The following is a 20,417-nucleotide window of genomic DNA, read 5'->3' as shown; positions in this document are numbered from 1 at the left end:
ATCAGGCTTCTCGTTTCCAGCCCTCGGGCCACGCCGGCTTTCACAGTGTGTTGGAGCGCCAGACCGGGCGCCCATGAATGCCACCACTGCCTTCGTTCCTGTTGAAGCGAATCGCGCGTGCGGCGCGTCCGTTCTCACTAATTTTTCGGCATTGCGCGCCCCGCACCGGCACGCAGCGCCCCAGGCTTCATGGACACTTTCGCAACAGCATCGCGGTGGGCAGGTTTCTGCTTCCCGCACCGCAACGACAGATTCCTGGACGCCGGCTGACCCGCCGGCCGACTGAAACCAACACGCCCATCTTCATCTCCAACACACATCGAACGATTCAGAGGTAATCACACATGCCCAAGGAAGAACTGATCGAAATGAACGGCGCAGTGACCGAAGTCCTGCCCGACTCGCGCTACCGCGTCACGCTCGACAACGGCCACCAGCTGATCGCCTACAGCGGCGGCAAGATGCGCAAGCACCACATCCGCATCCTGGCCGGCGACAAGGTCTCGCTCGAGCTGTCGCCCTACGACCTGACCAAGGGCCGCATCACGTTCCGCCACCTGGAACGCCGCGGTCCCCCGCCGACCAACTCGGGCAACAACACGCCCCGCCGCTGAGCGACGCCCGGCCGGCCTTGCAGAGCGCCCTCCCGGAGGGGGCCCTGCAAGGCCTTTGTCTTTTCCGGGCCGTCACTTTTTCCCCTTTGCGTTTTCCTGTCTGTCTGTCTCCGGCTGCCGAACGATGAACTCCACCACCTCCCCAGCCGGCGGCCTCCAGGCCGAACCCCACGGCTTTGCCACGCTGGCGCTGTCGCCCCAGATGCTGGCCAACCTCACCCAGCTCGGCTACACGCAGATGACGGCCATCCAGGCCGCCGCGCTGCCACCCGCCCTGCTCGGCAAGGACCTGATCGCCCAGGCCAAGACCGGCAGCGGCAAGACCGCCGCCTTCGCGCTGGCGCTGCTGTCCAACCTGAACCCGCGCCGCTTCGCCATCCAGGCGATGGTGCTGTGCCCCACGCGCGAGCTGGCCGACCAGGTCACGACCGAGATCCGCCGCCTGGCGCGCGCCGAAGAAAACATCAAGGTCGTCACGCTGTGCGGCGGTGTCGCGCTGCGCGGGCAGATCGCCAGCCTGGAGCACGGCGCGCACATCGTGGTGGGCACGCCGGGCCGCATCATGGACCACCTGGAGCGCGAGAACCTCGACCTCTCGGCGCTCAACACGCTGGTGCTCGACGAGGCCGACCGCATGCTCGACATGGGCTTCTTCGACGACATCGTGAAGGTGGCGCGCCAGTGCCCCAAGGAACGCCAGACGCTGCTGTTCTCGGCCACGTACCCCGAAGGCATCGCCAAGCTCGCGCAGCAGTTCATGAAGAACCCCGAGCAGATCACGGTGCAGGCCCAGCATGAAGGCAGCAAGATCCGCCAGCGCTGGTACCAGGTGAAGGACAGCGAGCGGCTGCACGCCGTGAGCCTGCTGCTGGACCATTTCCGTCCCGTGAGCACGCTGGCCTTCTGCAACACCAAGCAGCAGTGCCGCGACCTCGTCGACGTGCTGCAGGCGCAGGGCTTCAGCGCGATGGCGCTGTTCGGCGAGCTGGAGCAGCGCGAGCGCGACCAGGTGCTGGTGCAGTTCGCCAACCGCAGCTGCTCGGTGCTGGTGGCCACCGACGTGGCGGCGCGCGGCCTGGACATCGCGCAGCTCGAAGCGGTGATCAATGTCGACGTGACGCCCGACTCCGAAATCCACATCCACCGCGTGGGCCGCACCGGCCGCGTGGGCCAGCAGGGCGGCTCGGAAGGCCTGGCGCTGAACCTGGCCAGCATGAACGAGATGGGCTTCGTCGGGAAGATCGAACAGCTGCAGGGCCGCGAGTCCGAATGGCACCCATTGGCCGAGCTCACGCCCGCCAAGGGCGCGCCGCTCACGCCGCCCATGGCCACGCTGCAGATCGTCGGCGGGCGCAAGGAAAAGATCCGCGCCGGCGACGTGCTGGGCGCGCTGACCGGCGACTGCGGCTACACCAAGGACCAGGTCGGCAAGATCAACGTCAACGAGTTTTCGACCTATGTCGCGGTGGACCGCGGCATTGCCGAAGAAGCCGCCCGCAAGCTCGGCAACGGCCGCGTGAAGGGCAAGAGCGTCAAGGTGCGCCTGCTGACACCGCAGTCCACCTGACATCCCTCCCATGCTCCTGTTTGGGCGCTTGGCAGACGAAATCTGCCGATGTGGCCTAATCGGGGGTCGAACATCTTTTTTATCCGAGCTTTCCATGCCCAAGAAAATCCGTACCGAAGCCGACCGTCTTGCCAGCCCGAAGCCGACGCCCATGCCCGGCTACACCGTGCCGCGCAACGGTGGCGGCCAGAAGATCAGCCTCGAGCGCGGCACCGCCACGCGCAGCAAGAAGAACCCGGGCAAGCGCCCGAGCAAGGGCGGCTGATCCAGCCCCCGCGGCTCTTTCTTCGGAGCCACGACGAACGCGCCCCCGGGCGCGTTTTGTCATTGGGGCCTGCCCTGCATCCCGCGCCGCCATGTCCGACGACAACCAGATCTACATCCCGCCCTCGTTCTTCGCGGTCTACAGCGACACGCGTCAGCGCCTGAGCGAGCCGATCGACGTGGTGCGCGCGCGCTACGAGATCTGCGAAGACCTCGCAGGCCACCTCGTGGGCCATGCGCAGATCCAGCACCACACCGAGGTGCCGGTCGAAAGCGAGATCCTGCGGCGCATCCACGCGGGCCTGGCCACGCCGGAATCGGGCGTGTCGGTGCCCGAGGCCGGCTGGATCGTGCAGCGGCTGGCCGAGCTGCTGGGGTGGGAAGCGCCCGAGATCGCCGAGCCGGCAGGCGACTAGCCGCCGCGCGCCTCAACGCGCCGCGAACCGCTCCAGCAGGAAGTCGACAAAGGCGCGCGTCTTCGCCGCCAGGTGACGCGACGGGTACACGGCGTACACCGGCGTGCGGTCGGCCTCCCAGTCTTCGAGCACGGCTTCGAGCCGGCCCGCCGCCAGCTCCGGTTCGACATAGATGCGCGGCACCAGGCTCAGGCCGAAGCCCGCGAGCAGGGCGTCGCGCACGGCGATGCTGGAGCTGACCTTGTAGCGCCCGTCGATGGGCACCGCCACGCTGCGCCCGGCGCGGCGGAAGGTCCACTTGTTCGCGTGGCCCGACAGCGTGAACTGCACGCACTCGTGGGCCTTCAGGTCTTCGGGCGCGGCGGGCCGGCCGTGGGCCGCGAAGTAGCCGGGCGCGCCGCACAGCACGTGGGTCATGGTCATGAGCTCGCGCGCGACCAGGCTCGAATCCTCCAGCCGGTCGCTGCCGCGGATCGCGAGGTCGTAGCCCTCGCCGATCAGGTCGATGCGGGTGTCCTGCAGGTTCAGCTCGAGCCGCAGGTTCGGGTGGCGCGTCAGGAAGGCGGGGATGTGCGGCGAGATGCAGGTCAGCGCGAAGGTCAGCGGCGCGCTCACGCGCAGCACGCCGCCCGGGCTCGCGCCCACGGGCGCCAGCGCGGCGTCGGCCTCGTCCAGGTCGTCGAGGATGCGCGCGAGCCGTTCCACGTAGGCCGCGCCGGCCTCGGTGAGGCTCATGCTGCGCGTGGTGCGGTTGATCAGCCGCACTTTCAGGTGCGCCTCCAGCTCGGCGATGTTCTTGCTGACGGCCGCGGCCGACAGCCCCAGCTGCCGCGCGGCGCCGGCGAAGCTGCCCGCCGCGGCGGTGGTGCGAAAGACCTTGAGGGCGGTGAGATGGTCCATGGGCCGGCGCTCGATTGACGACTGTCAGTAAAGAATCAATTCATTATTCGAGCATTCACAACCACAGGTCAACGCCCTAGATTCGAGCCATGACCTCCCGCACCACCGACCTCCTGCTCACCGCGATCGCGCCCGCGGTCTGGGGCAGCACCTACATCGTGACCACCGAGCTGCTGCCGGCGAACTACCCGCTGACGGTGGCGCTGCTGCGCGCGCTGCCGGCGGGCCTGCTGCTGATGCTCATCGTGCGCCAGCTGCCGCCCCGGGCGTGGTGGGGGCGCATCCTGCTGCTGGGCGCGCTGAACTTCTCGGTGCTGTGGGGGATGCTGTTCCTGGCGGCCTACCGGCTGCCGGGCGGCGTGGCGGCCACCATCACCTCGGTGCAGCCGCTGTTCGTGGTGTTCCTCGCCGGCCTGTTGCTGGGTGCGCCGGTGCGCGCGCTGTCGGTGGCGGCGGCCGTGATCGGCATGGGCGGGGTGGCGCTGCTGGTGCTCACGCCGAACGCCGCGCTCGATGCGCTGGGCATCGCCGCGGCGCTCGCGGCGGCCGTGTCGATGGCCTTCGGCACGGTGCTCAGCCGCCGCTGGCAGCCGCCGGTGTCGGCGCTGACCTTCACGGCCTGGCAGCTGACGGCCGGCGGCCTGCTGCTGCTGCCGGTGGCGCTGTGGCTGGAACCGCCGCTGCCGGCGCTCACGGCGATGAACTGGGTCGGCTTCGCCTGGCTCGGCCTGGTCGGCGCCGCGCTCACCTACATCGTGTGGTTCCGCGGCGTGGCCCGGCTGGAGCCCTCGGCGATCGCGCCGCTGGCCTTCCTGAGCCCGGTGACGGCCGTGATCCTGGGCTGGGCGCTGCTGGGCCAGAGCCTCTCGGGCTGGCAGATGGCGGGCATCGGCATCGTGATCGCGAGCATCTGGCTGAGCCAGCAGGCGCAGCGCGGTGCGCAGCCGGTGGCGGCGGTGCAGCCCGCACCCAGCCGCTGAAGGCTTACGCCACTGGCGCTGCCTGGCGCAGCAGCTGCAGGTAGCCGGGCTGCACTTCCATGCGCGCGGTCGCGCCCTGGCGCTGCAGCAGGCGGTGCGCCTTCGGCAGCGCCCAGCAGGGCAGGTTGGTGAACATGTGGTGCTCGCAGTGGTAGTTGACCCAGTAGGGCGCCACGAAGATGCGTTCGAGCCAGCCGGCGTGCGTGGTGCGCGCCTGGCGCAGCGGATCGGCCTCGTTCTGCGCCACCAGCGCATGCTCGGCGATGTTGCGCACGCGGCTCACGAGCGGCAGCCAGGTCGCCATCGGCAGCAGCCACATCGCCACCCAGGCCCACCAGTAGCCCGCCACGGCGAAGGCCAGCAGGCCCAGTCCGTTGCCGATGAGAAAGCGCCTGTCCTTCGCCAGCTCGCGCCCGAACACGCGCAGCGCCGATTCACCCGGTGCACGTTGTCGAATGCCGTCGGCGATGTGGCCGAAGCGCTGCTTGTAGAAGGTCTGGCCGCTCAGGTCGCGCACGACCTTGCGCCACATCGAGTCGCGCGAGATCGGGAAGGGCGCCGACAGCACGAGGTCCGGGTCTTCCGTCTGCTGCACGAAGCGGTGGTGCTGCAGGTGATAGGGCCGGTAGTCGCGCAGCGTGGGCGAGCACAACCAGTAGCCGACCCAGTCGTTGACCTTGCGGTGGCGGTGCAGCCCCGCGTGCGCGGCATCGTGCATGAGGATGAACAGGCCCAGCTGGCGCGTGCCGACGATCGGCACCATGAGCGGAATCGTCCACGGCCACACGATGCCCACGAGCATCGCGGCGCCGATCACGCCCCAGCAGTGCGCCACCAGCCACAGGCCTCGCCAGGACGAGCGCGCGGTGAGCGATTGCCACTCGTCGGGGGTGAAGAAGTCTTCGGGTCGAGCGCGGGGTGCAGCGGCCATCGGGCCAGTATGCGGCGAAGGCGCCGGCAGATCACGCGTAGTTCCCCGGTGTGGGCGGGGGCAGGCGAGGCCCTTCGGCCTACTTGTCGATGATTTTCCGGGCGAAGACTTCGAGGTAGTCCATGAGCCGCTCGGCGCCCGCGATGGCCGCGGCCTCGTCGCCGGTGGCGATGCCCTGCGCCAGTTCGAGGTGCGCGTTGGCGCCCTCGACGATCTCGCCCTCGTGCTGGTAGGCGTACCAGAAGCGCCGGCACTGCACGATCAGCGGCACCACCGCCTTCACCGCCGAGTCGTTGTGGCTCGCCTGGTGCGTGACGAGGTCGAGCGCGCGGTCGGCCTGCATGTAGTCGTTCAGGTCGCCGCGGCCGGCGGCCTCGACCATCGCCTCGGCGCAGCGCACGATGGCCTGGCGCTGCGGCGCGGTGGCGCGGCGCGCGGCGCAGGCGGCAATCAGCTGCTCGAGCACGCGGCGGGTCTGGATCACGTCGAGGTGGTCGGCCAGGTCGATGGTCGACACCAGCAGGCCGCGGCGCGGCTGCTGCACGATGAGGCCGATCGACACCATGCGCATCAGCGCCTCGCGCACCGGCGTGCGGCCCAGGCCCGTGCGCTCGGCCAGCTCGGCCTCGACGATCTGGCTGCCGGGCTCCAGCTGCATGGTGGACAGCAGCGCCTCGATGGCGTCGTAGGCCAGGTCGGCCGCGCGGCGCTTGGGCGGGGGTCGGGGAGCGGTCTTCGGGGCGGCCATGGTGGGGATGTGGGTGTGCTCGTGCGTGTACTGAGGCGGGGCCGTCATTGTCGGGCGTCGCCGGGGGCTGCAAGCCCGGCCAGTGTCTCGATGCGCACCGGCACCAGCGGCGGGCGCGGCGCGGGCGGCGTCCAGCCGAACAGGAACTGCGCCGCGTCGCCGCAGACGCGCCCCTGGCAGGCGCCCATGCCGCAGCGGCGGTGCAGCTTGGCGTCGGTCCAGCCGGTGCAGGCCGCGAGCGCGGCAAAAGGCACGTCCTCGCAGCGGCACACGAGCGTGTCGGGCCGGGGCAGGGCCTTGAGGTCGTCGGCCAGCGCGAAGCGGCGGTGCAGCTGGGCGGCGAAGGCGTCCCAGCGGGCGCGTTCGCGGTCGTGCGCGCGGGCCTGGGCGGCCTCGCCGACGGCGGCATGGCCGGCGATGGTGCCCTGCACCAGCGCGCGCTCGCTGCCGCCGAAGCCGGTGCATTCGCCGGCCGCGTAGATGCCTGCGACGCTCGTGGCCTGCAACGCATCGACTGTGATGGCTTGCCCCGCCAGCGCGCAGCCGAGCAACTGGCCGAGCTGCGTGTTGGGCGTGAGGCCGAAGCCGCAGGCGATGCGGTCGCAGGCCATCTCGACCTCGCGGCTGCCTTCGCGCAGCCGCACCGATTCGACCTGCGCCGTGCCCTGTGCCGAGACCACGCGCGACGCGGTGCGATAGCGTGCATCGGCCAGCGTGAGCGCCTGCACGGCCTTGCCGGGCCAGCGCACGAGGCTGGCACCGAAGGCCGCGACCGAGGCGAACGAGGCCTGCTCGGCGATGCGCAGCACCTGCGCGCCCGCCGCCTTGGCGGTGGCAGCGGCGGCCAACAGCAAGGGCCCGCTGCCCGCGACGACGATGCGTTCGCCCTCGACCGGCAGGCCGGCCTTGATCAGCGCCTGCAGCCCGCCCGCGCCCGTCACGCCGGGCAGCGTCCAGCCGGGGAAGGGCAACAGCAGTTCGCGCGCGCCGGTGCACAGGATCAGTTTTTGCCACCGCATGCGCGTCGCACCTTCGGCGTCTTCGAGCAGCAACTCGTGGGAGGCTGGCGCAGCAACGACACGCGTGCCGCTGCGCACGCGGAGGTTCGCGTGGCGTGCGAGCGCCTCGCGCCATTGGCGTGCCGCCGGCGGCAGCGACGCGCCGGGGCCATCGCGCCAGATCTGTCCGCCGGGCGCGGGGTTGTCGTCGATCACCACGACCGACGCACCGCTGGCCGCCGCCGCCACGGCCGCGGCCATGCCCGCCGGGCCCGCGCCGACGACCAGCACATCGCACGCGTCGATCGCCACGCCGCTCATGCCGTGGTCTCCACGCGCATGCCCTCGGCGCACACGGTCTGGCAGGCGAGCCGTCGCCGCCCGTCGATCTGCACGCGGCATTCCTGGCACACGCCCATGCCGCAGAACGGCGCGCGCGGCTGGCCCGTGACGGAGGTGCGCGCCGCGCCCATGCCGCCCGCGATGCGCAAGGCGGCGGCGACCGAACTGCCGGCCTTCACGCGCACGGGCTGTCCATCGATGTGCAGCAAGGTCTGATCGCTCATGCCCTCTCCCGCAGGCCGCGCGGCGCATACGGCGCGGCGTCGAAATCGGGCGCCCTGCCGGTCATCAGCGCCGCGAGCACGTGCGCGCTGCCCGGTGCCGTGGTCACGCCCAGCCCTTCGTGGCCTACCGCGAGCCAGAGCTTCTCGCGCCACGGGTGCCTGCCCAGCAGCGGCAGGCCGTCGGGCGAGGCGGCGCGCAGGCCGGTCCACGCGCGCACGGCATTCAGGTCAGCGAGCCCCGGCAGGTAGTCGAGCGTGCGCTGCAGCATGCGCGCGAGCATCGGCGCCTCGACGGCCAGGTCGGTCGTGTCGAACTGGCGCGACGAGCCGACCAGCAGCTGCCCCGTGGGCCGCGGCTGCACATTGAAGGCGACCGAGTCGCCGTCGCTGTGGTGCGCGCTGGTCACGTAGCCGAGTTCGACGAGCTGGTGATGCACCGTGCCGGGGTAGCGATCGGTGATGAGCAGGTGGCCCTTCTTCGGGCGGATCGGCAGCTCGGGGCACAGCGTCGTCGCCTCGATGCCGTTGGCGAGCACGACCTGCGGCGCGGTGCGGCGGCTGCCATCGGCCAGGCGCAGCGTGCCGTCGTCCTCGATGGCCTCGACCTTCGCGTGCTCGACCTGCACCAATGCCGCATGCTGCGCGAGCAGCCAGCGCGCCGCATTCGGCGCATAGAGGATGCCGTCGCCCGGCACTTCGAGCGCGCCCGACAGGCCGGGGCGCAACGCGGGCTCGGCGCGCGCGAGTTCGACCGCGCCCAGCAGCCGGCTCTCGATGCCGAGCGCGCCCAGCCGTTGCTGCTTGCGTTCGGCCTCGGCCATTTCCTCGTCGTTCGCCGCGATCCAGAGCGTGCCGCAGGGGCTGTAGGCGCAGTCGGCGCCCAGGCGCGGCGCGAGGGCACGCCACTGCGCGACCGAATGACGGCTGAGTTCGAGCTCGGCCGCGTTGTCGTCCATCACCACGAGGTGGCCCATGCCCGCGCCGGTGGCACCGCCCAGGCGCGCGTCGAGCACGCGCACGCGGCGCCCGGCCTGCGCCAGCGCATGGGCACACGCCGCGCCGACGATGCCGGCGCCGATGACGATGACGTCCGCGTCCATGCGCCCCGGTGTCAGAGGCGGATGCCCCAGCCGAAGGGGTCTTCGTCGTCGATAAGCAATGTGGCCTCGGCACTGATGTGCGCGCGGCCGCGCAGCGTGGGAATGACCTGGTCGCCGTCCATCGCGTAGCTCGCCTCGAAGACGCTGCCGATCACGCTGGCCTGCCGCCACACCGCGCCCGGCGCGAGCTTGCCGTCGGCCGCGAGGCAGGCGATCTTGGCGCTGGTGCCGGTGCCGCAGGGCGAGCGGTCGTAGGCGTTGCCGGGGCACAGCACGAAGTTGCGGCTGTCGGCGCCTTCGTCGTCGTTCGCGAAGAGTTCGATGTGATCGATCTCCGCGCCGTCCGCGCCCGTGATGCCCTGCGCCGCCAGCGCCTTGCGCAAGGCGGCCGTGTAGTCGGTCAGCGCCGCGAGGTTGTCGCTCGCCACGCGCAGGCCGTGGTCGCTCACGAGGAAGAACCAGTTGCCGCCCCACGCCACGTCGCCGCGCACGGTGCCGTGGCCCGTCAGTTCGACCGCCACCTGGTGCAGGTGCCGGTACGCGGGCACGTTGCGCACGCTCACCGAGCCGTCTTCGTGCAGCGTGGTCGTGACCGTGCCCACGGGCGTCTCGATGCGGTGCTCGCCCACGCCGATGCGTCCCATGTGCGCCAGGCTCGCGACCAGCCCGATGGTGCCGTGGCCGCACATGCCCAGGTAGCCGGCGTTGTTGAAGAAGATCACGCCCGCCGCGGCATCGGGCGACACCGGCTCGCACAGCAGCGCGCCGACCACGACGTCGCTGCCGCGCGGCTCCAGCACGGCGGCTGCGCGCCACTTGTCGTGTTGATCGGCCAGCAGCGTGCGGCGCTCGGCCATGGAGCCTTTCCCCAGATCGGGAAAGCCGCCGATCACAAGGCGCGTGGGCTCGCCGCCCGTGTGCGAATCGATGACCTGGATGCGTTGCATGGGTGTGGGGCTCACTCAGTAACTGGCGATCGGCACGGGGGCCGCGTTCTTGAAGGTGAAGACGGTGATGGGCGCCTGCTTCATGTTGCCCTTGTCGTCGTACGCGTAGGTGGCAGCCACGCCCTTGTAGGTGGCCTTGTAGAGCTCGGCGCCGACCTTGTCGGGGTCGATGGCGTTGGCTTTCTTCATCGACTCGCCGATGAACAGCACCTGGTCGTAGTACGAGGCGGCGTATGCGTCGGGGTCGACGTTGAAGCGCTTCTTGAACTTCTCCTTGAAGGCCGGGCCGCTTTGCGCCTTCTCGAGCATGGAGCCGCCCTGCGCGCAGAACACCAGGTCGTTCACCGCGTCGCCGCCGATCTTGCCGGTGGCCGGGCTGCACACGGTGTCGCCGCCCAGCAGCTTGCCGGGCACGGCCAGCTGCTTCATCTGGCGCGCCATGGGCGCGGCCTGCGGCGCATAGCCGCCGAAGAAGATGGCCTCGGGCGCCTTGCCCTTCATGTTGGTCAGGATGGCGGTGAAGTCCACGGCCTTGTCGGTGGTGAACTCCTGGCCCACGATGGTGAGGCCCTGCTTCTTGGCCTCCTTGGTGAACTCTTCGGCGAGGCCCTGGCCGAAGGCGGTGCGGTCGTCGATCACGCCGACCTTCTTCACCTTCAGTTCCTTGGCCGCGTACACGGCCATGGCGCCGCCGATCTGGTTGTCGCTGGCGATGATGCGGTACAGGTTCTTGTAGCCGCCCTGCGTGACCTTCGGGTTGGTGCCCACGGTGGAGACCAGCGTGCCGCCGTCGCTGTAGATGCGCGAGGCCGGAATGGCCACGCCCGAGCAGTACGGGCCCATGACGAACTTGACGCCGTCGTCGACGAACTTCTGCGCCACGCTGACGCCGGTCTTGGCGTCGCACTGGTCGTCTTCGGAGACCAGCTCGAACTTCAGCGTCTTGCCGCCGACGCTGAGCTTCTTCGCGTTGAGTTCCTCGATGGCCAGGCGGATGCCGTTTTCATTGTCCTTGCCCGCGAAGGCGTTGGGACCCGACAGCGGACCGCTGTGGCCGATCTTGACCACCTGCTCCTGTGCCTGCGCGGGACTGGCCACGGCCAGGGCGACCAGGCCCGCGAGACTGAGTGAGGAAACCATGCCTGCTTGTGACTTCATGCTTCTTCCTAGGGTTGGGAACAATGAAAAACGACAGGGCCCGAGTGCATGGGAGATCTGTCTCAGTTTAAATATATTAAGCACATATCTTGTGGATATCTGTGGGGCAAGCGCTCTTTCAGTCGCTGGGGTTCTGTGATATCTGTGAACGAACGGGCCGTTCGGGGCGCGATCACGCCGACGGGGCACCTTGCTCCGCGAATGTCCTCCGCCCTTCGGGCTCCTCCTTGATTTCGCTGCGCAAGGCACCCCATCGACGTGATCGGGTCAGTGCGGTGGTTGATCAGCGGAGAACCAGCAGCGTGCCCCGTGCCCGGGACACTGGGTGCTTCCCGCAGCGAAATCAAGGAGGAGGGGCGCAGCCCCGGGGGACATTCGCGGAGGGAAGTACCCGGTGGCCCGGGCACGCGCCCCAGACAGGAGCGCCAACCCAGGCAAGCAAAGGTCAGTCGACCTTCGCCCCCGAAGCCTTCACCACCGCCCCCATCGCATCCCAATCCGCACGCAGCAGCTTCTGGAAAGCTTCGGCGCTCTGGCTGCGCGGCTCCACGCCCAGGCGCTTGAAGCGTTCCTGGATCGCCGGATCGGCCAGCACCTTGTTGGCCGCCGCGTTGATGCGCTCGACCTCGGCCTTCGGCGTGCCCGCCGGTGCCAGCAGGCCAATCCACGAATCGAAGGCGTAGCCCGGCAGGCCGCTCTCGCCCACCGTCGGCAGCTTCGGCAGGAAGGGGCTGCGCGACTGGCCCGTGGAGGCCAGCAGTTTCACGCGCGCGTCGTCCTGGAAGCCCATCACACCGATGCTCGACGAGATCACCGCCTGCACGCGGCCCGCGAGCACCTCGTTGACGGCCTCGCCGGTCGACTTGGTCGGGATGTGCGTCATCTGCAGCCCCGCCTTCGCGAGGAACGACGCCATCGCCAGGTGCGTGGCGCTGCCGTTGCCGGCCGAGGCGTAGTTGTACTTGCCGGGGTTGGCCTTGACCTCCTTGATGAAGTCGGCCGTGTTGGACACGTTCATGCCGCTGGCCACCGCCAGCACGTAGCCCGCATTGCCCACGTTCGCCACGCCGACGAAGTCCTTCAGCGGGTCGTAGGGCAGCTTGCTGTACAGGAAGCCCGCGATGTTGTGGCTGGCCGCCGCCAGCACCAGCGTGTTGCCGTCGGCCGGCGCCTTGGCCGCCACCGCCGCGCCCACCGTGCCGCCCGCGCCCGCGCGGTTCTCGACGATGGCGCTGCCGCCGAGCGCGACGCCCAGCTCGTTGTTGAAGGCGCGCGCCACCGTGTCCTGCACGGCGCCCGTGCCGAAGGGCACGATGATGTGGATCACGCGCTGCTGCGCGTGCGCGGCACCAAGGCCGCCCAGGGCCACGGCGGCTGCAAGCGCAGCCAGCGAACGTCGGGTGAACAGGGGAAAAGTCATCGAGGTGGCCGCTTTCATCGTCAACAAAAAAATTGTTTTTCAGGTGCCCGACGGCAACCAGCGCTGCACCAGCTTCACGAAGTAGCTGGCACCGATCGGGATGATCTCGTCGTTGAAGTCGAACGAGGTGTTGTGGATGATGCAAGGGCCGGGCCCGTGGCCGTCGAGCCGGTGGTCGCCGTCGCCATTGCCCAGGAAGGCGTAGCAGCCGGGCCGCGCGAGCAGCATGTGCGCGAAGTCCTCGGCGCCCATCACGGCAGGGAAGTTGTCGGTGACCATGTCGTCGCCCACCACCTCGCGCATCACGCCGGCGGCAAAGCGCGCCTCGGCCGGATGGTTCACGGTCGGCGGCGAGGAGCGGTTGAAGTACACCTCGGCCGTGCAGCCATGCGCCGCCGCCACGCCGGCCGCCACTTCGCGCAGCCGCGCCTCGAGCTTGTCGATGGCCTCGATGGAGAAGGTGCGGATCGTGCCGCCCACCGTCGCCACATCGGGAATCACATTGGGCGCATCCGAGCCCTGCAGCTGCGTGACCGCCAGCAGTGCGCGCTCGGTGCTGGGAATGGTGCGCGCCACGATGGTCTGCAGTTGCTGCGCCAGCGTGACCACCGCGGCCACCGGGTCGATGCCGGTGTGCGGCATCGAGGCGTGCGTGCCGCGCCCGCGCACGGTGATCTTGTAGGTGTTGCTCGACGCCATCAGCGCACCTTCGTTGAGCGCGAAGCGGCCGACGTCGCCGACGGGGAAGTTGTGCAGCCCGAAGACCGCGTCGCACGGAAAGCGCTCGAACAGGCCCTCGTCGATCATCTTCTTGGCGCCGGCCTTGCCCATCTCCTCGGCGGGCTGGAAGATGAAATGCACGGTGCCGTCGAAATCATCCGGCCCTTGTTGCGACAGGTGCCAGGCGGCGGCCAGCAGCATCGTCGTGTGACCGTCGTGGCCGCAGGCGTGCATGCGGCCGGGGTTCGTCGATTTGTGGGCGAACTCGTTGGCTTCGTGCAGCGGCAATGCGTCCATGTCGGCGCGCAGGCCGATGGTGCGGCTGCCCGTGCCCTTGCGCAGCACGCCGACGAGGCCGGTGCCCGCGATGCCGCGGTGCACCTCGATGCCCCATTCGGTCAGCAGGCTCGCGACCTTCTCGGAGGTGCGGTGCTCTTCGAAACCGAGTTCGGGGTGCGCGTGGATGTCGCGCCGGATGTCGATGAAACGGGTGGCGTGGGCGGCGAAGGCGTCGACAAGATTCATGGCGGGCGGCTGCGGGATCGTTCGCGAAAAACAGAAGCGAACGATTCTGGCGCAGCCGCCCGCGGGGCGCATGCTGGCTTACGCGCGGTTCGTCGCTCAGGCGAGCCGGCCTTGCGCGCGCAGCGTCGCGCCGATGCGGCGGATCTCGGCCTCGCCCCGGTCGAGCGTCGCGCGGCTCGTGTGCACCGAGTAGTGGCCCATCACCAGCTCGTGCGGATGCGGCACCGCCGAGCCGAGCACGAAGGCCGTGTCGCCCTGCGCCACGACGTCGATGGCCGCACCGGACTCCTCGAACACCGCGAGCTCGCCCGTGCCGATGGGGCCGCCGGTGCCGTCGCCCGCGTCGAGCCGGCCCGCGTTCACCGCCACCCAGCCCACCGTGTGGCCGGCGGGCGGCGTGTAGCGCCAGCGTTCGCCGTCCTTCAACTGCACGGCCAGGTAGTTCATCGGCGAGGGTGCTGGAATGGGGCTCTGCGCCGCGCCGTAGCGTCCGAGCAGCACGCGAGCCGGGCCTTCCTGCGGCACCTGCGAGGGCGCGAGGTAGATGCTCTGCGCGGGCGCGTTTTCCTCGGCGGCCGGCAGCGCCACCCAGAGCTGGAAGCCCTGCACGCGCGTCACGCCCGGCGCCGGTGCGCCCGTGTGCCACACGCCGTTGCCAGCGCGCATCCACTCGACGCCGCCGCCGCGCAGCACGCCCTGTTCGCCGGTCGTGTCCTCGTACAGCGTGTCGCCTTCGATCAGCCACGTCAGCGTGGCGATGCCCGAGTGCGGGTGCAGGCCGAAGCCCTTGTGGCCGCCGTCGACATCGAAGCCGAACAGGTCGAGGAACACGAAGGGCTTGAGATATTCGCCCAGGTCGCCGGGGCTCATGAGCCGCGTGATCGGCCCGTGCTTCGCGCCGCGCGTGCGGTAGACGATGGCGCGGGTGTCTGCTGCAACGACCGCGCTCATACGGCCTCCCTGGCGGTCTTCAGTGCGCGGGTCCACCACGCCATGTCGTCGAGCAGGCCCGTGGCCGACTGCGCCAGGTGCGGGAAGTCGTCGAACGACTTGCCCTGCTGCCAGATGCCGAGGAACTCGACCATGCCGATGTGCACCGCGTGGCGCACCGGCGCCATCTGCATCTCGACCGCGACCAGCCGCAGCTGCTCCACGGCCCGCGCCGCGCCCACGCCGCCGTAGCCCACGAAGCCGATTGGCTTGCGGATGAACTCCTTGTAGGCCCAGTCGATCGCGTTCTTCAGCACCGCGCTCGGGCCATGGTTGTACTCGGGCGTGACGATGATGAGCCCGTCGAAGGTGGCCAGCTTGGCCTGCCAGCGCTGCGCGGCCTCGTTCTTCACCGGGCCCCAGGCCGGCGCGCCGGCTTCGTTGAAAAAGGGCAACGGGTGCTCGCGCAGGTCGACCAGCTCGAAGGCCAGGTCGGTGCGCTGCTTCGCGATGTCGTGAATCCAGTGCGCGGGCTTTTCGCCGAAGCGGCCTTCGCGGGTCGAGCCGATGACGATGCCGATGCGGGGTTGTTGTGCGCTCATGGGGTGCGTGCTCCTGAATGAAATGGGGTGGTCGAAGGCCGGAAAGGCCATGGACTGAAGGTTAGGCATGCACGCATTGATCGACTAGACGGTAGAGTCGGATTGCACTCATCCACGAACAGAAGGAATAGGCCCCGCCATGCTCGATCTCAACGACATCGCCGTCTTCGTGCAGGTGGTGCGCCACGGCAGCTTTGCCGAGGCCGGCCGCCGGCTGGGCCTGCCGCCCAACACCGTGAGCCGGCGCATCCAGCAATTGGAGGCGCAGCTCGGCACCCGGCTGCTGCAGCGCTCGACGCGCAAGCTCACGCTCACCGGCGCCGGGCAGGCGTTTCACGAACAGTGCGCCGAGGCGGTCGACGGGCTGGTCGAGGCCGGGCAGGCGCTCATCACCGGCAGCCAGGAACCCAGCGGCCGCGTGCGCGTGGCGGCCACGGCCGATTTCTTCGACTTCTTCCCCATGGCCTGGGTGGCCGACTTCCTGGCCACGTACCCGTTGGTGCGCGTCGAGTTCGTGCTCAGCGACGCCAAGGCCGACCTGATCGCCGAGCAGATCGACATCGCCTTCCGCGGCGGCGCGCTGGCCGACTCGGGGTACGTCGCCCGCCAGCTGCTCGGCCCGCGCACCGACGGCCTCGTCGCCAGCCCCGCCTACCTGGCCGCGCGCGGCACGCCCGCCACGCTGCCTGAGCTGGCCGACCACGACTGCGTGACCCCCGCCCACCCCAGCGGTCGCACCACCTGGCGCCTGACCGGGCCCGGCGGGAAGGAAGAAGAAGTGCAGGTGGGCGGCCGCTTCAGCGGCAACACGGCGCAGGCCTTGCGCAAGGCCGCCATCGCCGGCCTGGGCATCGCGCTGCTGCCGCCGGCCATGGGGCGGCTCGACGTGGAGGCGGGGCGGCTGGTGCCGGTGCTGCCACAGTACCAGCGCACCGGGCACGGGCTGAGCGTGGTCTACCCGAGCCGCAAGCACCTGCCGCGGGCGGTGTCGGCGTTCATCGGGATGGTGACGCAGAAGCTGCGGGAGGAGGAGGCGTTGCCGGATGTGTGGCGGGCGCGGATGACCTGACTTCAGCCACGGATCGATTTCCACAGAAAATGCCCGCCATGAAAATCGAAAAAGACACCGTCGTCACCCTCAAGTACAAAGTCGCCGACGCCCAGGGCAAGCTCATCGAAGCCAGCCCCGAGCCGATGGCCTACCTGCATGGCGGTTACGAGAACACCCTGCCCAAGATCGAGCAGGCGCTCGACGGCCAGGAAAAGGGCTACCAGACCACGCTGAACCTCGCCCCCGAAGACGCCTTCGGCCTGCGCGACGAGGCGCTGGTGCGCACCATCCCCAAGACCGAGTTCCCACCCGGCGTGAAGGTCGGCGGCCAGCTGCAGGGCCGGCTCGACGACGGCACCGAGCACGTCTTCACCGTGACCAAGATCAAGGGCCCGGTCGTGCTGCTCGACGGCAACCACCCCTGGGCCGGCAAGGCGCTGAAGTTCAGCCTGCAGGTGACGGACGTGCGCGCGGCGCTGCCGGTGGAGATCGAGCACCGGCATGTGCATGGGGCGCACGGCCACCACCACTGAGTGCCGGAGTCGGTGACGAACGCCGAGGGCCGCGTGGCCCGGCGTTCGCTTCGCCAGTTGTTTCTTCTTAGTTCTTCTTCCAGAACCTCGGCGCCTCGCCGATCGTCTCCAGCGCCTGGCGACACGCCGTCGCCCCCGCCGCGCGGCGCGCGCTGAACCAGCCCACCGCGAACCACGCACGCGGATCGCGCGATGCGACTTCGCGGTACAGCGCGAGCGCCACGGCCTCGTCGTTGAACGCGCCCAGTGCGTCCTGCGCGGGGCGCAGGGCTTTCAGGTAGCGGTCGGCCGCGTCCTTCTTCTTTTTGCCGCCTTCCGCCTCGGCGAACAGCGGCGCCGCGAACTCCGCCAGGTAGCGCTGGCGCTTGAGCCGCTTGCGCGCGCGGTGCTGGTGTTCGGTGGCGAGCGATTCGAAGCGCCGGCCGTCGCGCACCGCCTGTTTGTGCAGGCGCCGGAGCCGCTCGCGCAGCAGCTGAAGGGCCGCGTCGGCGGCGAGCGGTGCCGGGCCCGTCGACTCGGGCGCGACGGCGGTGAAACCGATCAGCGACACCAGCACGTCCTGGAACGCGGCGGCGCGCACGATGTCGCCGGGTGTCGATGCCTGCGCGGCAACAGCAACCGCATCGCCTGCCAGCGGATCGACCTCCGGCGCACCCGCCTCACGCAGCCGCGGCTGCGCGAGCTTCACGACCTGTTCGCGGTCGCGCAGTTCGCCGAGCGCGCGGAAGGCGTCGACCAGCGGCGGCTCCCACATGGCAGCGTCGAAGCGGCTCGTATCGGCATCGAGCCCCGCCAGTTCGCGCAGCGCGGTGCGCAGGCGGCGGATGCCGATGCGCAGTTGGTGGATCTGCTCTTCGTCGGTGCTGCCCGCGGCGATCTCGCTGGCGTTGGGCAGCATCTGGTCCAGGCACGACGCGACGATGGCCTGCTGGATGGCGCGGCCGTCGGGGCCATGAGTGGAAAAGCGCGGCGCTTCGGCCTTCACGGCGGGCACCGTCTCCTGTTCGGCCAGCAGGCGCATGCCGCGCTCGGCCTTCGAGACGGTGCTGAACCACAGGCCGTGCTGCTGCGCCCAGCGCCGTGCGAGCGCCACGAGCCCCTGCACGTCGCCGCTCTTGAGTTCGAGCTCCAGCTCGCACACGGGTGAGGTGCGCTGCGCGGGCGTGCCCGCGTGCACGACGACCTTGCCGACGTCGAGCGCCATCTCGACCACGGCGCCGGCCGGGCCGCTCACGCGCAGGTCGCGCGTAAGCCGCACGATGTCGGTCGACTGGCGCTCGACCAGCGGCACCGCATCGCCATCGGTCGGCTGCAGCAGGCGGGCCAGCCGCTCGCCGACGGGCGTGCCGGCGTGGCGCGCGGGGTCGATGGCGGGCACGGCGGCGCCGGTGCCCAGGTCGACGTTGTGCTCGAGCCGGTGCAGCGCGTTGTCGCCGGCGGCCTTGACGGTCTGCACCCAGCGCCGGCCCTCCTTGCGCAGGCGCAGCACCATGCCGTCGGCGACAAGACGCTGGTCGGCGGTGTCGAAATAGCGGGCCTGCAGGCGCGTGCGCACGACGGCGCCGCGCCGCAATGCGGCTTCGACGGCCTTCAGGCGGCCGGCGGGAATACAGAACTTGAACTCGATTTCCATGGTGTTCATGATGCCCGCTCTTTTTCCCCCTCAACGAGGTGGTGCCGGCCGATTTCCGGTGCTTCGAAAAATCATGTGGACACCGTCCATTTTCTTTGATATCTTTTGTGGACGGCGTACACAAGATGTCGGCAAACACCCCATTCACCCTTCATCAGCACAGGAAAGACACCATGGCCACCAAGCAGATCTTCGTGAACCTCCCCGTCCGGAACCTCGACAAGAGCAAGGCTTTCTTCGGCGCGCTGGGCTACACCTTCAACCCGCAGTTCACCGACGCGAACGCTGCCTGCATGGTCATCCACGAAGGCAGCATCCACGCGATGCTGCTGATGGAGGACTACTTCAAGACCTTCACGAACCAGGGCATCGCGGACGCCCGCAAGGAGAACGAGGTGCTGGTATGCCTGTCGTGCGAGAGCCGGGCCGAGGTCGACGACCTGGTCGCCAAGGCGGTGGCCGCCGGCGGCACGACGCCACGCGAGCCGAAGGACTACGGCTTCATGTACGGCCACGGCTTCCAGGACCTGGACGGCCACATCTGGGAACTGGTCTACATGGACCCGAACGCCGAGATGCCCCAACAGTGACCTTGGGGCCGGACGATGCCCATCGTTCCATATGCGCTCTTGATCGTTGCGCGGAAGGCAACTACCGAAAGGCGGCGCCGCCCCGATATTCCTGGTTCCGGCGCGGCCCGCATGGCGGCCGTGCCTGCCTCACCAAGGAATACCGACATGTCCGACAGCAACGACAACCACAGCGCGTCTCCCATCGTCCAGGTCCAGCCGCTCGGCTTCCCGTGGCAGACGCTGGACCCCTTCCTGTTCTGCGTCTACCACGACGACGCGTACCCGAAGGGCAACGGCCGCATGGGCCCCGAGGCCTCGCTGGCCGGCCGCCAGATCGGCCAGGACTTCAGCCGCAAGGACGGCTGGAGCATGTACCACGGCGAGACGGTGCCGGGCTTTCCCTCGCACCCGCACCGCGGCTTCGAGACGGTGACCATCGTGCGCAAGGGCCTGGTCGACCACTCCGACTCGCTGGGCGCCACCGCGCGTTTCGGCGGCGGCGACGTGCAGTGGCTCACGGCCGGCAAGGGCATCGTGCATTCGGAGATGTTCCCGCTGCTGGACGCCGGCGCGCCCAATCCGCTGGAGCTGTTCCAGATCTGGCTCAACCTGCCGGCCAGGAACAAGATGGCCGAGCCGCACTTCACGATGTTCTGGTCGGAGGCGATTCCGCGCTTCGCCTCGGACGACGCGCAGGGCGGTCGCACCGAGGTGGCGGTGATCGCCGGGCGCTTCGGCGCCAATGATGCGCAAGCCCAGGCCGCCATCGACCCGCTCGCGCCGCCGCCCGCTTCGTGGGCCGCGCAGGCGGGCGCCGACCTGGCGATCTGGACGCTGCGCATGACGCCCGGCGCGCGCTGGACGCTGCCGCCCGCCGCCGGCGAGGGCACGCGGCGCATGCTGTATTTCTTCAAGGGCGCCACCGCGCAGGTGGCGGGGCGGCGCGTGGACGGGCCGGCGGCCATCGAACTGCGCGCCGACGCGGCCGTGGAACTGTGCAACGGCCCCGAGGGCGACGGCGAGTTCCTGCTGCTGCAGGGCCGACCGATCGGCGAGCCGGTGGCGCAGTACGGCCCGTTCGTGATGAACACGCAGGCCGAGATCGCGCAGACGATGGCCGACTACCGCCGCACGCAGTTCGGCGGCTGGCCCTGGGCCGACCCGGCGCCGGTGCATGGCGCCGAGGCCGCGCGCTTCGCGCGGCACCCCGACGGGCGCGAGGAAGTGCCGGGGGCCTGACCG

The 20,417-nt window shown here is 69.9% G+C and carries 22 protein-coding genes; 9 read left to right on the top strand and 13 right to left on the bottom strand.

What is annotated here, in order from left to right:
* The first annotated feature begins 344 nt into the window (after positions 1-344).
* The 4 genes from infA (at position 345) to VHAB30_RS26340 (ending at position 2,861) form a co-directional block, all read left to right on the top strand.
* Positions 345-614, top strand: coding sequence for a translation initiation factor IF-1 (gene infA / locus VHAB30_RS26350; protein WP_062482563.1), 270 nt, complete (start codon positions 345-347; stop codon positions 612-614).
* A gap of 124 nt (positions 615-738) precedes the next feature.
* On the top strand, positions 739-2,181 hold the full coding sequence (gene dbpA / locus VHAB30_RS26345; RefSeq protein WP_062482564.1) for an ATP-dependent RNA helicase DbpA: 1,443 nt from the start codon (positions 739-741) through the stop codon (positions 2,179-2,181).
* 94 nt (positions 2,182-2,275) lie between these two features.
* The gene (locus VHAB30_RS31005; protein ID WP_167395080.1) at positions 2,276-2,446 is read left to right on the top strand and encodes a hypothetical protein; all 171 of its coding nucleotides are present in this window, start codon (positions 2,276-2,278) and stop codon (positions 2,444-2,446) included.
* 91 nt (positions 2,447-2,537) lie between these two features.
* Positions 2,538-2,861: a hypothetical protein gene (locus VHAB30_RS26340; RefSeq protein ID WP_159279131.1), complete on the top strand. Its 324-nt coding sequence runs from the start codon at positions 2,538-2,540 to the stop codon at positions 2,859-2,861.
* A 12-nt stretch (positions 2,862-2,873) separates the two neighbouring features.
* On the opposite strand, the gene VHAB30_RS26335 is transcribed toward VHAB30_RS26340, so the two are convergent.
* A complete protein-coding gene (locus tag VHAB30_RS26335) occupies positions 2,874-3,761 on the bottom strand; it encodes a LysR family transcriptional regulator (RefSeq protein WP_159279130.1) in 888 nt (295 codons plus the stop codon).
* 89 nt (positions 3,762-3,850) lie between these two features.
* Between VHAB30_RS26335 and VHAB30_RS26330 the strand changes: the two genes are divergently transcribed.
* Positions 3,851-4,741 (top strand): EamA family transporter, encoded by an 891-nt coding sequence (locus tag VHAB30_RS26330; RefSeq protein WP_159279129.1) that lies wholly within the window; start codon positions 3,851-3,853, stop codon positions 4,739-4,741.
* 4 nt (positions 4,742-4,745) lie between these two features.
* On the opposite strand, the gene VHAB30_RS26325 is transcribed toward VHAB30_RS26330, so the two are convergent.
* The 11 genes from VHAB30_RS26325 to VHAB30_RS26275 all read right to left on the bottom strand — a co-directional run bounded on the left by VHAB30_RS26325 (position 4,746) and on the right by VHAB30_RS26275 (position 15,386).
* Positions 4,746-5,672 (bottom strand): fatty acid desaturase family protein, encoded by a 927-nt coding sequence (locus VHAB30_RS26325; protein WP_159279128.1) that lies wholly within the window; start codon positions 5,670-5,672, stop codon positions 4,746-4,748.
* A 79-nt stretch (positions 5,673-5,751) separates the two neighbouring features.
* Positions 5,752-6,468 (bottom strand): GntR family transcriptional regulator, encoded by a 717-nt coding sequence (locus tag VHAB30_RS26320; protein WP_390904045.1) that lies wholly within the window; start codon positions 6,466-6,468, stop codon positions 5,752-5,754.
* The gene (locus VHAB30_RS26315) at positions 6,465-7,739 is read right to left on the bottom strand and encodes an NAD(P)/FAD-dependent oxidoreductase (RefSeq protein WP_159279127.1); all 1,275 of its coding nucleotides are present in this window, start codon (positions 7,737-7,739) and stop codon (positions 6,465-6,467) included. Before VHAB30_RS26315 ends, VHAB30_RS26320 begins: the two co-directional genes overlap by 4 nt.
* Positions 7,736-7,984 carry a (2Fe-2S)-binding protein gene (locus tag VHAB30_RS26310; RefSeq protein WP_139702916.1) on the bottom strand — a complete coding sequence of 83 codons (249 nt, stop codon included), beginning with the start codon at positions 7,982-7,984 and terminating at the stop codon, positions 7,736-7,738. The genes VHAB30_RS26315 and VHAB30_RS26310 overlap by 4 nt, the downstream gene beginning before the upstream one ends.
* Positions 7,981-9,084: an NAD(P)/FAD-dependent oxidoreductase gene (locus tag VHAB30_RS26305; protein ID WP_159279126.1), complete on the bottom strand. Its 1,104-nt coding sequence runs from the start codon at positions 9,082-9,084 to the stop codon at positions 7,981-7,983. Before VHAB30_RS26305 ends, VHAB30_RS26310 begins: the two co-directional genes overlap by 4 nt.
* Positions 9,085-9,095: 11 nt before the next feature.
* Positions 9,096-10,031 carry a 4-hydroxyproline epimerase gene (locus VHAB30_RS26300; protein WP_159279125.1) on the bottom strand — a complete coding sequence of 312 codons (936 nt, stop codon included), beginning with the start codon at positions 10,029-10,031 and terminating at the stop codon, positions 9,096-9,098.
* 15 nt (positions 10,032-10,046) lie between these two features.
* On the bottom strand, positions 10,047-11,189 hold the full coding sequence (locus VHAB30_RS26295; RefSeq protein ID WP_095948363.1) for a branched-chain amino acid ABC transporter substrate-binding protein: 1,143 nt from the start codon (positions 11,187-11,189) through the stop codon (positions 10,047-10,049).
* Between the two features lie 445 nt (positions 11,190-11,634).
* Entirely contained in the window at positions 11,635-12,609 is a 975-nt protein-coding gene (locus VHAB30_RS26290) for a tripartite tricarboxylate transporter substrate-binding protein (RefSeq protein WP_174250292.1), read from the bottom strand.
* A 39-nt stretch (positions 12,610-12,648) separates the two neighbouring features.
* The gene (locus VHAB30_RS26285) at positions 12,649-13,854 is read right to left on the bottom strand and encodes a M20 aminoacylase family protein (protein WP_095747339.1); all 1,206 of its coding nucleotides are present in this window, start codon (positions 13,852-13,854) and stop codon (positions 12,649-12,651) included.
* A 96-nt stretch (positions 13,855-13,950) separates the two neighbouring features.
* Complete coding sequence (locus tag VHAB30_RS26280; RefSeq protein WP_159279124.1) at positions 13,951-14,805, bottom strand: pirin family protein; 855 nt, start codon at positions 14,803-14,805, stop codon at positions 13,951-13,953.
* On the bottom strand, positions 14,802-15,386 hold the full coding sequence (locus VHAB30_RS26275) for an NADPH-dependent FMN reductase (protein ID WP_159279123.1): 585 nt from the start codon (positions 15,384-15,386) through the stop codon (positions 14,802-14,804). The genes VHAB30_RS26280 and VHAB30_RS26275 overlap by 4 nt, the downstream gene beginning before the upstream one ends.
* 139 nt (positions 15,387-15,525) lie before the next feature.
* Here VHAB30_RS26275 and VHAB30_RS26270 point away from each other — a divergent pair, with 139 nt between their 5' ends.
* Both VHAB30_RS26270 and VHAB30_RS26265 read left to right on the top strand, forming a co-directional pair.
* Positions 15,526-16,455, top strand: coding sequence for a LysR family transcriptional regulator (locus tag VHAB30_RS26270; RefSeq protein WP_139702923.1), 930 nt, complete (start codon positions 15,526-15,528; stop codon positions 16,453-16,455).
* 38 nt (positions 16,456-16,493) lie between these two features.
* The gene (locus VHAB30_RS26265; RefSeq protein WP_062473516.1) at positions 16,494-16,970 is read left to right on the top strand and encodes an FKBP-type peptidyl-prolyl cis-trans isomerase; all 477 of its coding nucleotides are present in this window, start codon (positions 16,494-16,496) and stop codon (positions 16,968-16,970) included.
* A gap of 67 nt (positions 16,971-17,037) precedes the next feature.
* On the opposite strand, the gene VHAB30_RS26260 is transcribed toward VHAB30_RS26265, so the two are convergent.
* Complete coding sequence (locus tag VHAB30_RS26260; RefSeq protein WP_159279122.1) at positions 17,038-18,612, bottom strand: CYTH and CHAD domain-containing protein; 1,575 nt, start codon at positions 18,610-18,612, stop codon at positions 17,038-17,040.
* 164 nt (positions 18,613-18,776) lie between these two features.
* On the opposite strand from VHAB30_RS26260, the gene VHAB30_RS26255 reads away from it, so the two are divergent.
* Positions 18,777-19,193, top strand: coding sequence for a VOC family protein (locus VHAB30_RS26255; protein ID WP_159279121.1), 417 nt, complete (start codon positions 18,777-18,779; stop codon positions 19,191-19,193).
* 147 nt (positions 19,194-19,340) lie between these two features.
* A complete protein-coding gene (locus tag VHAB30_RS26250; protein WP_174250291.1) occupies positions 19,341-20,414 on the top strand; it encodes a pirin family protein in 1,074 nt (357 codons plus the stop codon).
* Positions 20,415-20,417 lie beyond the last annotated feature (3 nt).

Origin of the sequence: Variovorax boronicumulans (assembly GCF_009811375.1) — a bacterium.
Lineage (GTDB): Bacteria > Pseudomonadota > Gammaproteobacteria > Burkholderiales > Burkholderiaceae_C > Variovorax > Variovorax boronicumulans.
The sequence above is the reverse complement of the archived record's forward strand: the minus strand, read 5'-3'. Positions and strand labels throughout refer to the sequence as shown.

Bases quoted from the DNA above. Each gene is read 5' to 3' on its own strand.
- infA (WP_062482563.1), top strand. From the start codon at position 345: ATGCCCAAGGAAGAACTGATCGAAATGAACGGCGCAGTGACCGAAGTC.
- dbpA (WP_062482564.1), top strand. From the start codon at position 739: ATGAACTCCACCACCTCCCCAGCCGGCGGCCTCCAGGCCGAACCCCAC.
- VHAB30_RS31005 (WP_167395080.1), top strand. From the start codon at position 2,276: ATGCCCAAGAAAATCCGTACCGAAGCCGACCGTCTTGCCAGCCCGAAG.
- VHAB30_RS26340 (WP_159279131.1), top strand. From the start codon at position 2,538: ATGTCCGACGACAACCAGATCTACATCCCGCCCTCGTTCTTCGCGGTC.
- VHAB30_RS26335 (WP_159279130.1), bottom strand. From the start codon at position 3,761: ATGGACCATCTCACCGCCCTCAAGGTCTTTCGCACCACCGCCGCGGCG.
- VHAB30_RS26330 (WP_159279129.1), top strand. From the start codon at position 3,851: ATGACCTCCCGCACCACCGACCTCCTGCTCACCGCGATCGCGCCCGCG.
- VHAB30_RS26325 (WP_159279128.1), bottom strand. From the start codon at position 5,672: ATGGCCGCTGCACCCCGCGCTCGACCCGAAGACTTCTTCACCCCCGAC.
- VHAB30_RS26320 (WP_390904045.1), bottom strand. From the start codon at position 6,468: ATGACGGCCCCGCCTCAGTACACGCACGAGCACACCCACATCCCCACC.
- VHAB30_RS26315 (WP_159279127.1), bottom strand. From the start codon at position 7,739: ATGAGCGGCGTGGCGATCGACGCGTGCGATGTGCTGGTCGTCGGCGCG.
- VHAB30_RS26310 (WP_139702916.1), bottom strand. From the start codon at position 7,984: ATGAGCGATCAGACCTTGCTGCACATCGATGGACAGCCCGTGCGCGTG.
- VHAB30_RS26305 (WP_159279126.1), bottom strand. From the start codon at position 9,084: ATGGACGCGGACGTCATCGTCATCGGCGCCGGCATCGTCGGCGCGGCG.
- VHAB30_RS26300 (WP_159279125.1), bottom strand. From the start codon at position 10,031: ATGCAACGCATCCAGGTCATCGATTCGCACACGGGCGGCGAGCCCACG.
- VHAB30_RS26295 (WP_095948363.1), bottom strand. From the start codon at position 11,189: ATGAAGTCACAAGCAGGCATGGTTTCCTCACTCAGTCTCGCGGGCCTG.
- VHAB30_RS26290 (WP_174250292.1), bottom strand. From the start codon at position 12,609: ATGACTTTTCCCCTGTTCACCCGACGTTCGCTGGCTGCGCTTGCAGCC.
- VHAB30_RS26285 (WP_095747339.1), bottom strand. From the start codon at position 13,854: ATGAATCTTGTCGACGCCTTCGCCGCCCACGCCACCCGTTTCATCGAC.
- VHAB30_RS26280 (WP_159279124.1), bottom strand. From the start codon at position 14,805: ATGAGCGCGGTCGTTGCAGCAGACACCCGCGCCATCGTCTACCGCACG.
- VHAB30_RS26275 (WP_159279123.1), bottom strand. From the start codon at position 15,386: ATGAGCGCACAACAACCCCGCATCGGCATCGTCATCGGCTCGACCCGC.
- VHAB30_RS26270 (WP_139702923.1), top strand. From the start codon at position 15,526: ATGCTCGATCTCAACGACATCGCCGTCTTCGTGCAGGTGGTGCGCCAC.
- VHAB30_RS26265 (WP_062473516.1), top strand. From the start codon at position 16,494: ATGAAAATCGAAAAAGACACCGTCGTCACCCTCAAGTACAAAGTCGCC.
- VHAB30_RS26260 (WP_159279122.1), bottom strand. From the start codon at position 18,612: ATGAACACCATGGAAATCGAGTTCAAGTTCTGTATTCCCGCCGGCCGC.
- VHAB30_RS26255 (WP_159279121.1), top strand. From the start codon at position 18,777: ATGGCCACCAAGCAGATCTTCGTGAACCTCCCCGTCCGGAACCTCGAC.
- VHAB30_RS26250 (WP_174250291.1), top strand. From the start codon at position 19,341: ATGTCCGACAGCAACGACAACCACAGCGCGTCTCCCATCGTCCAGGTC.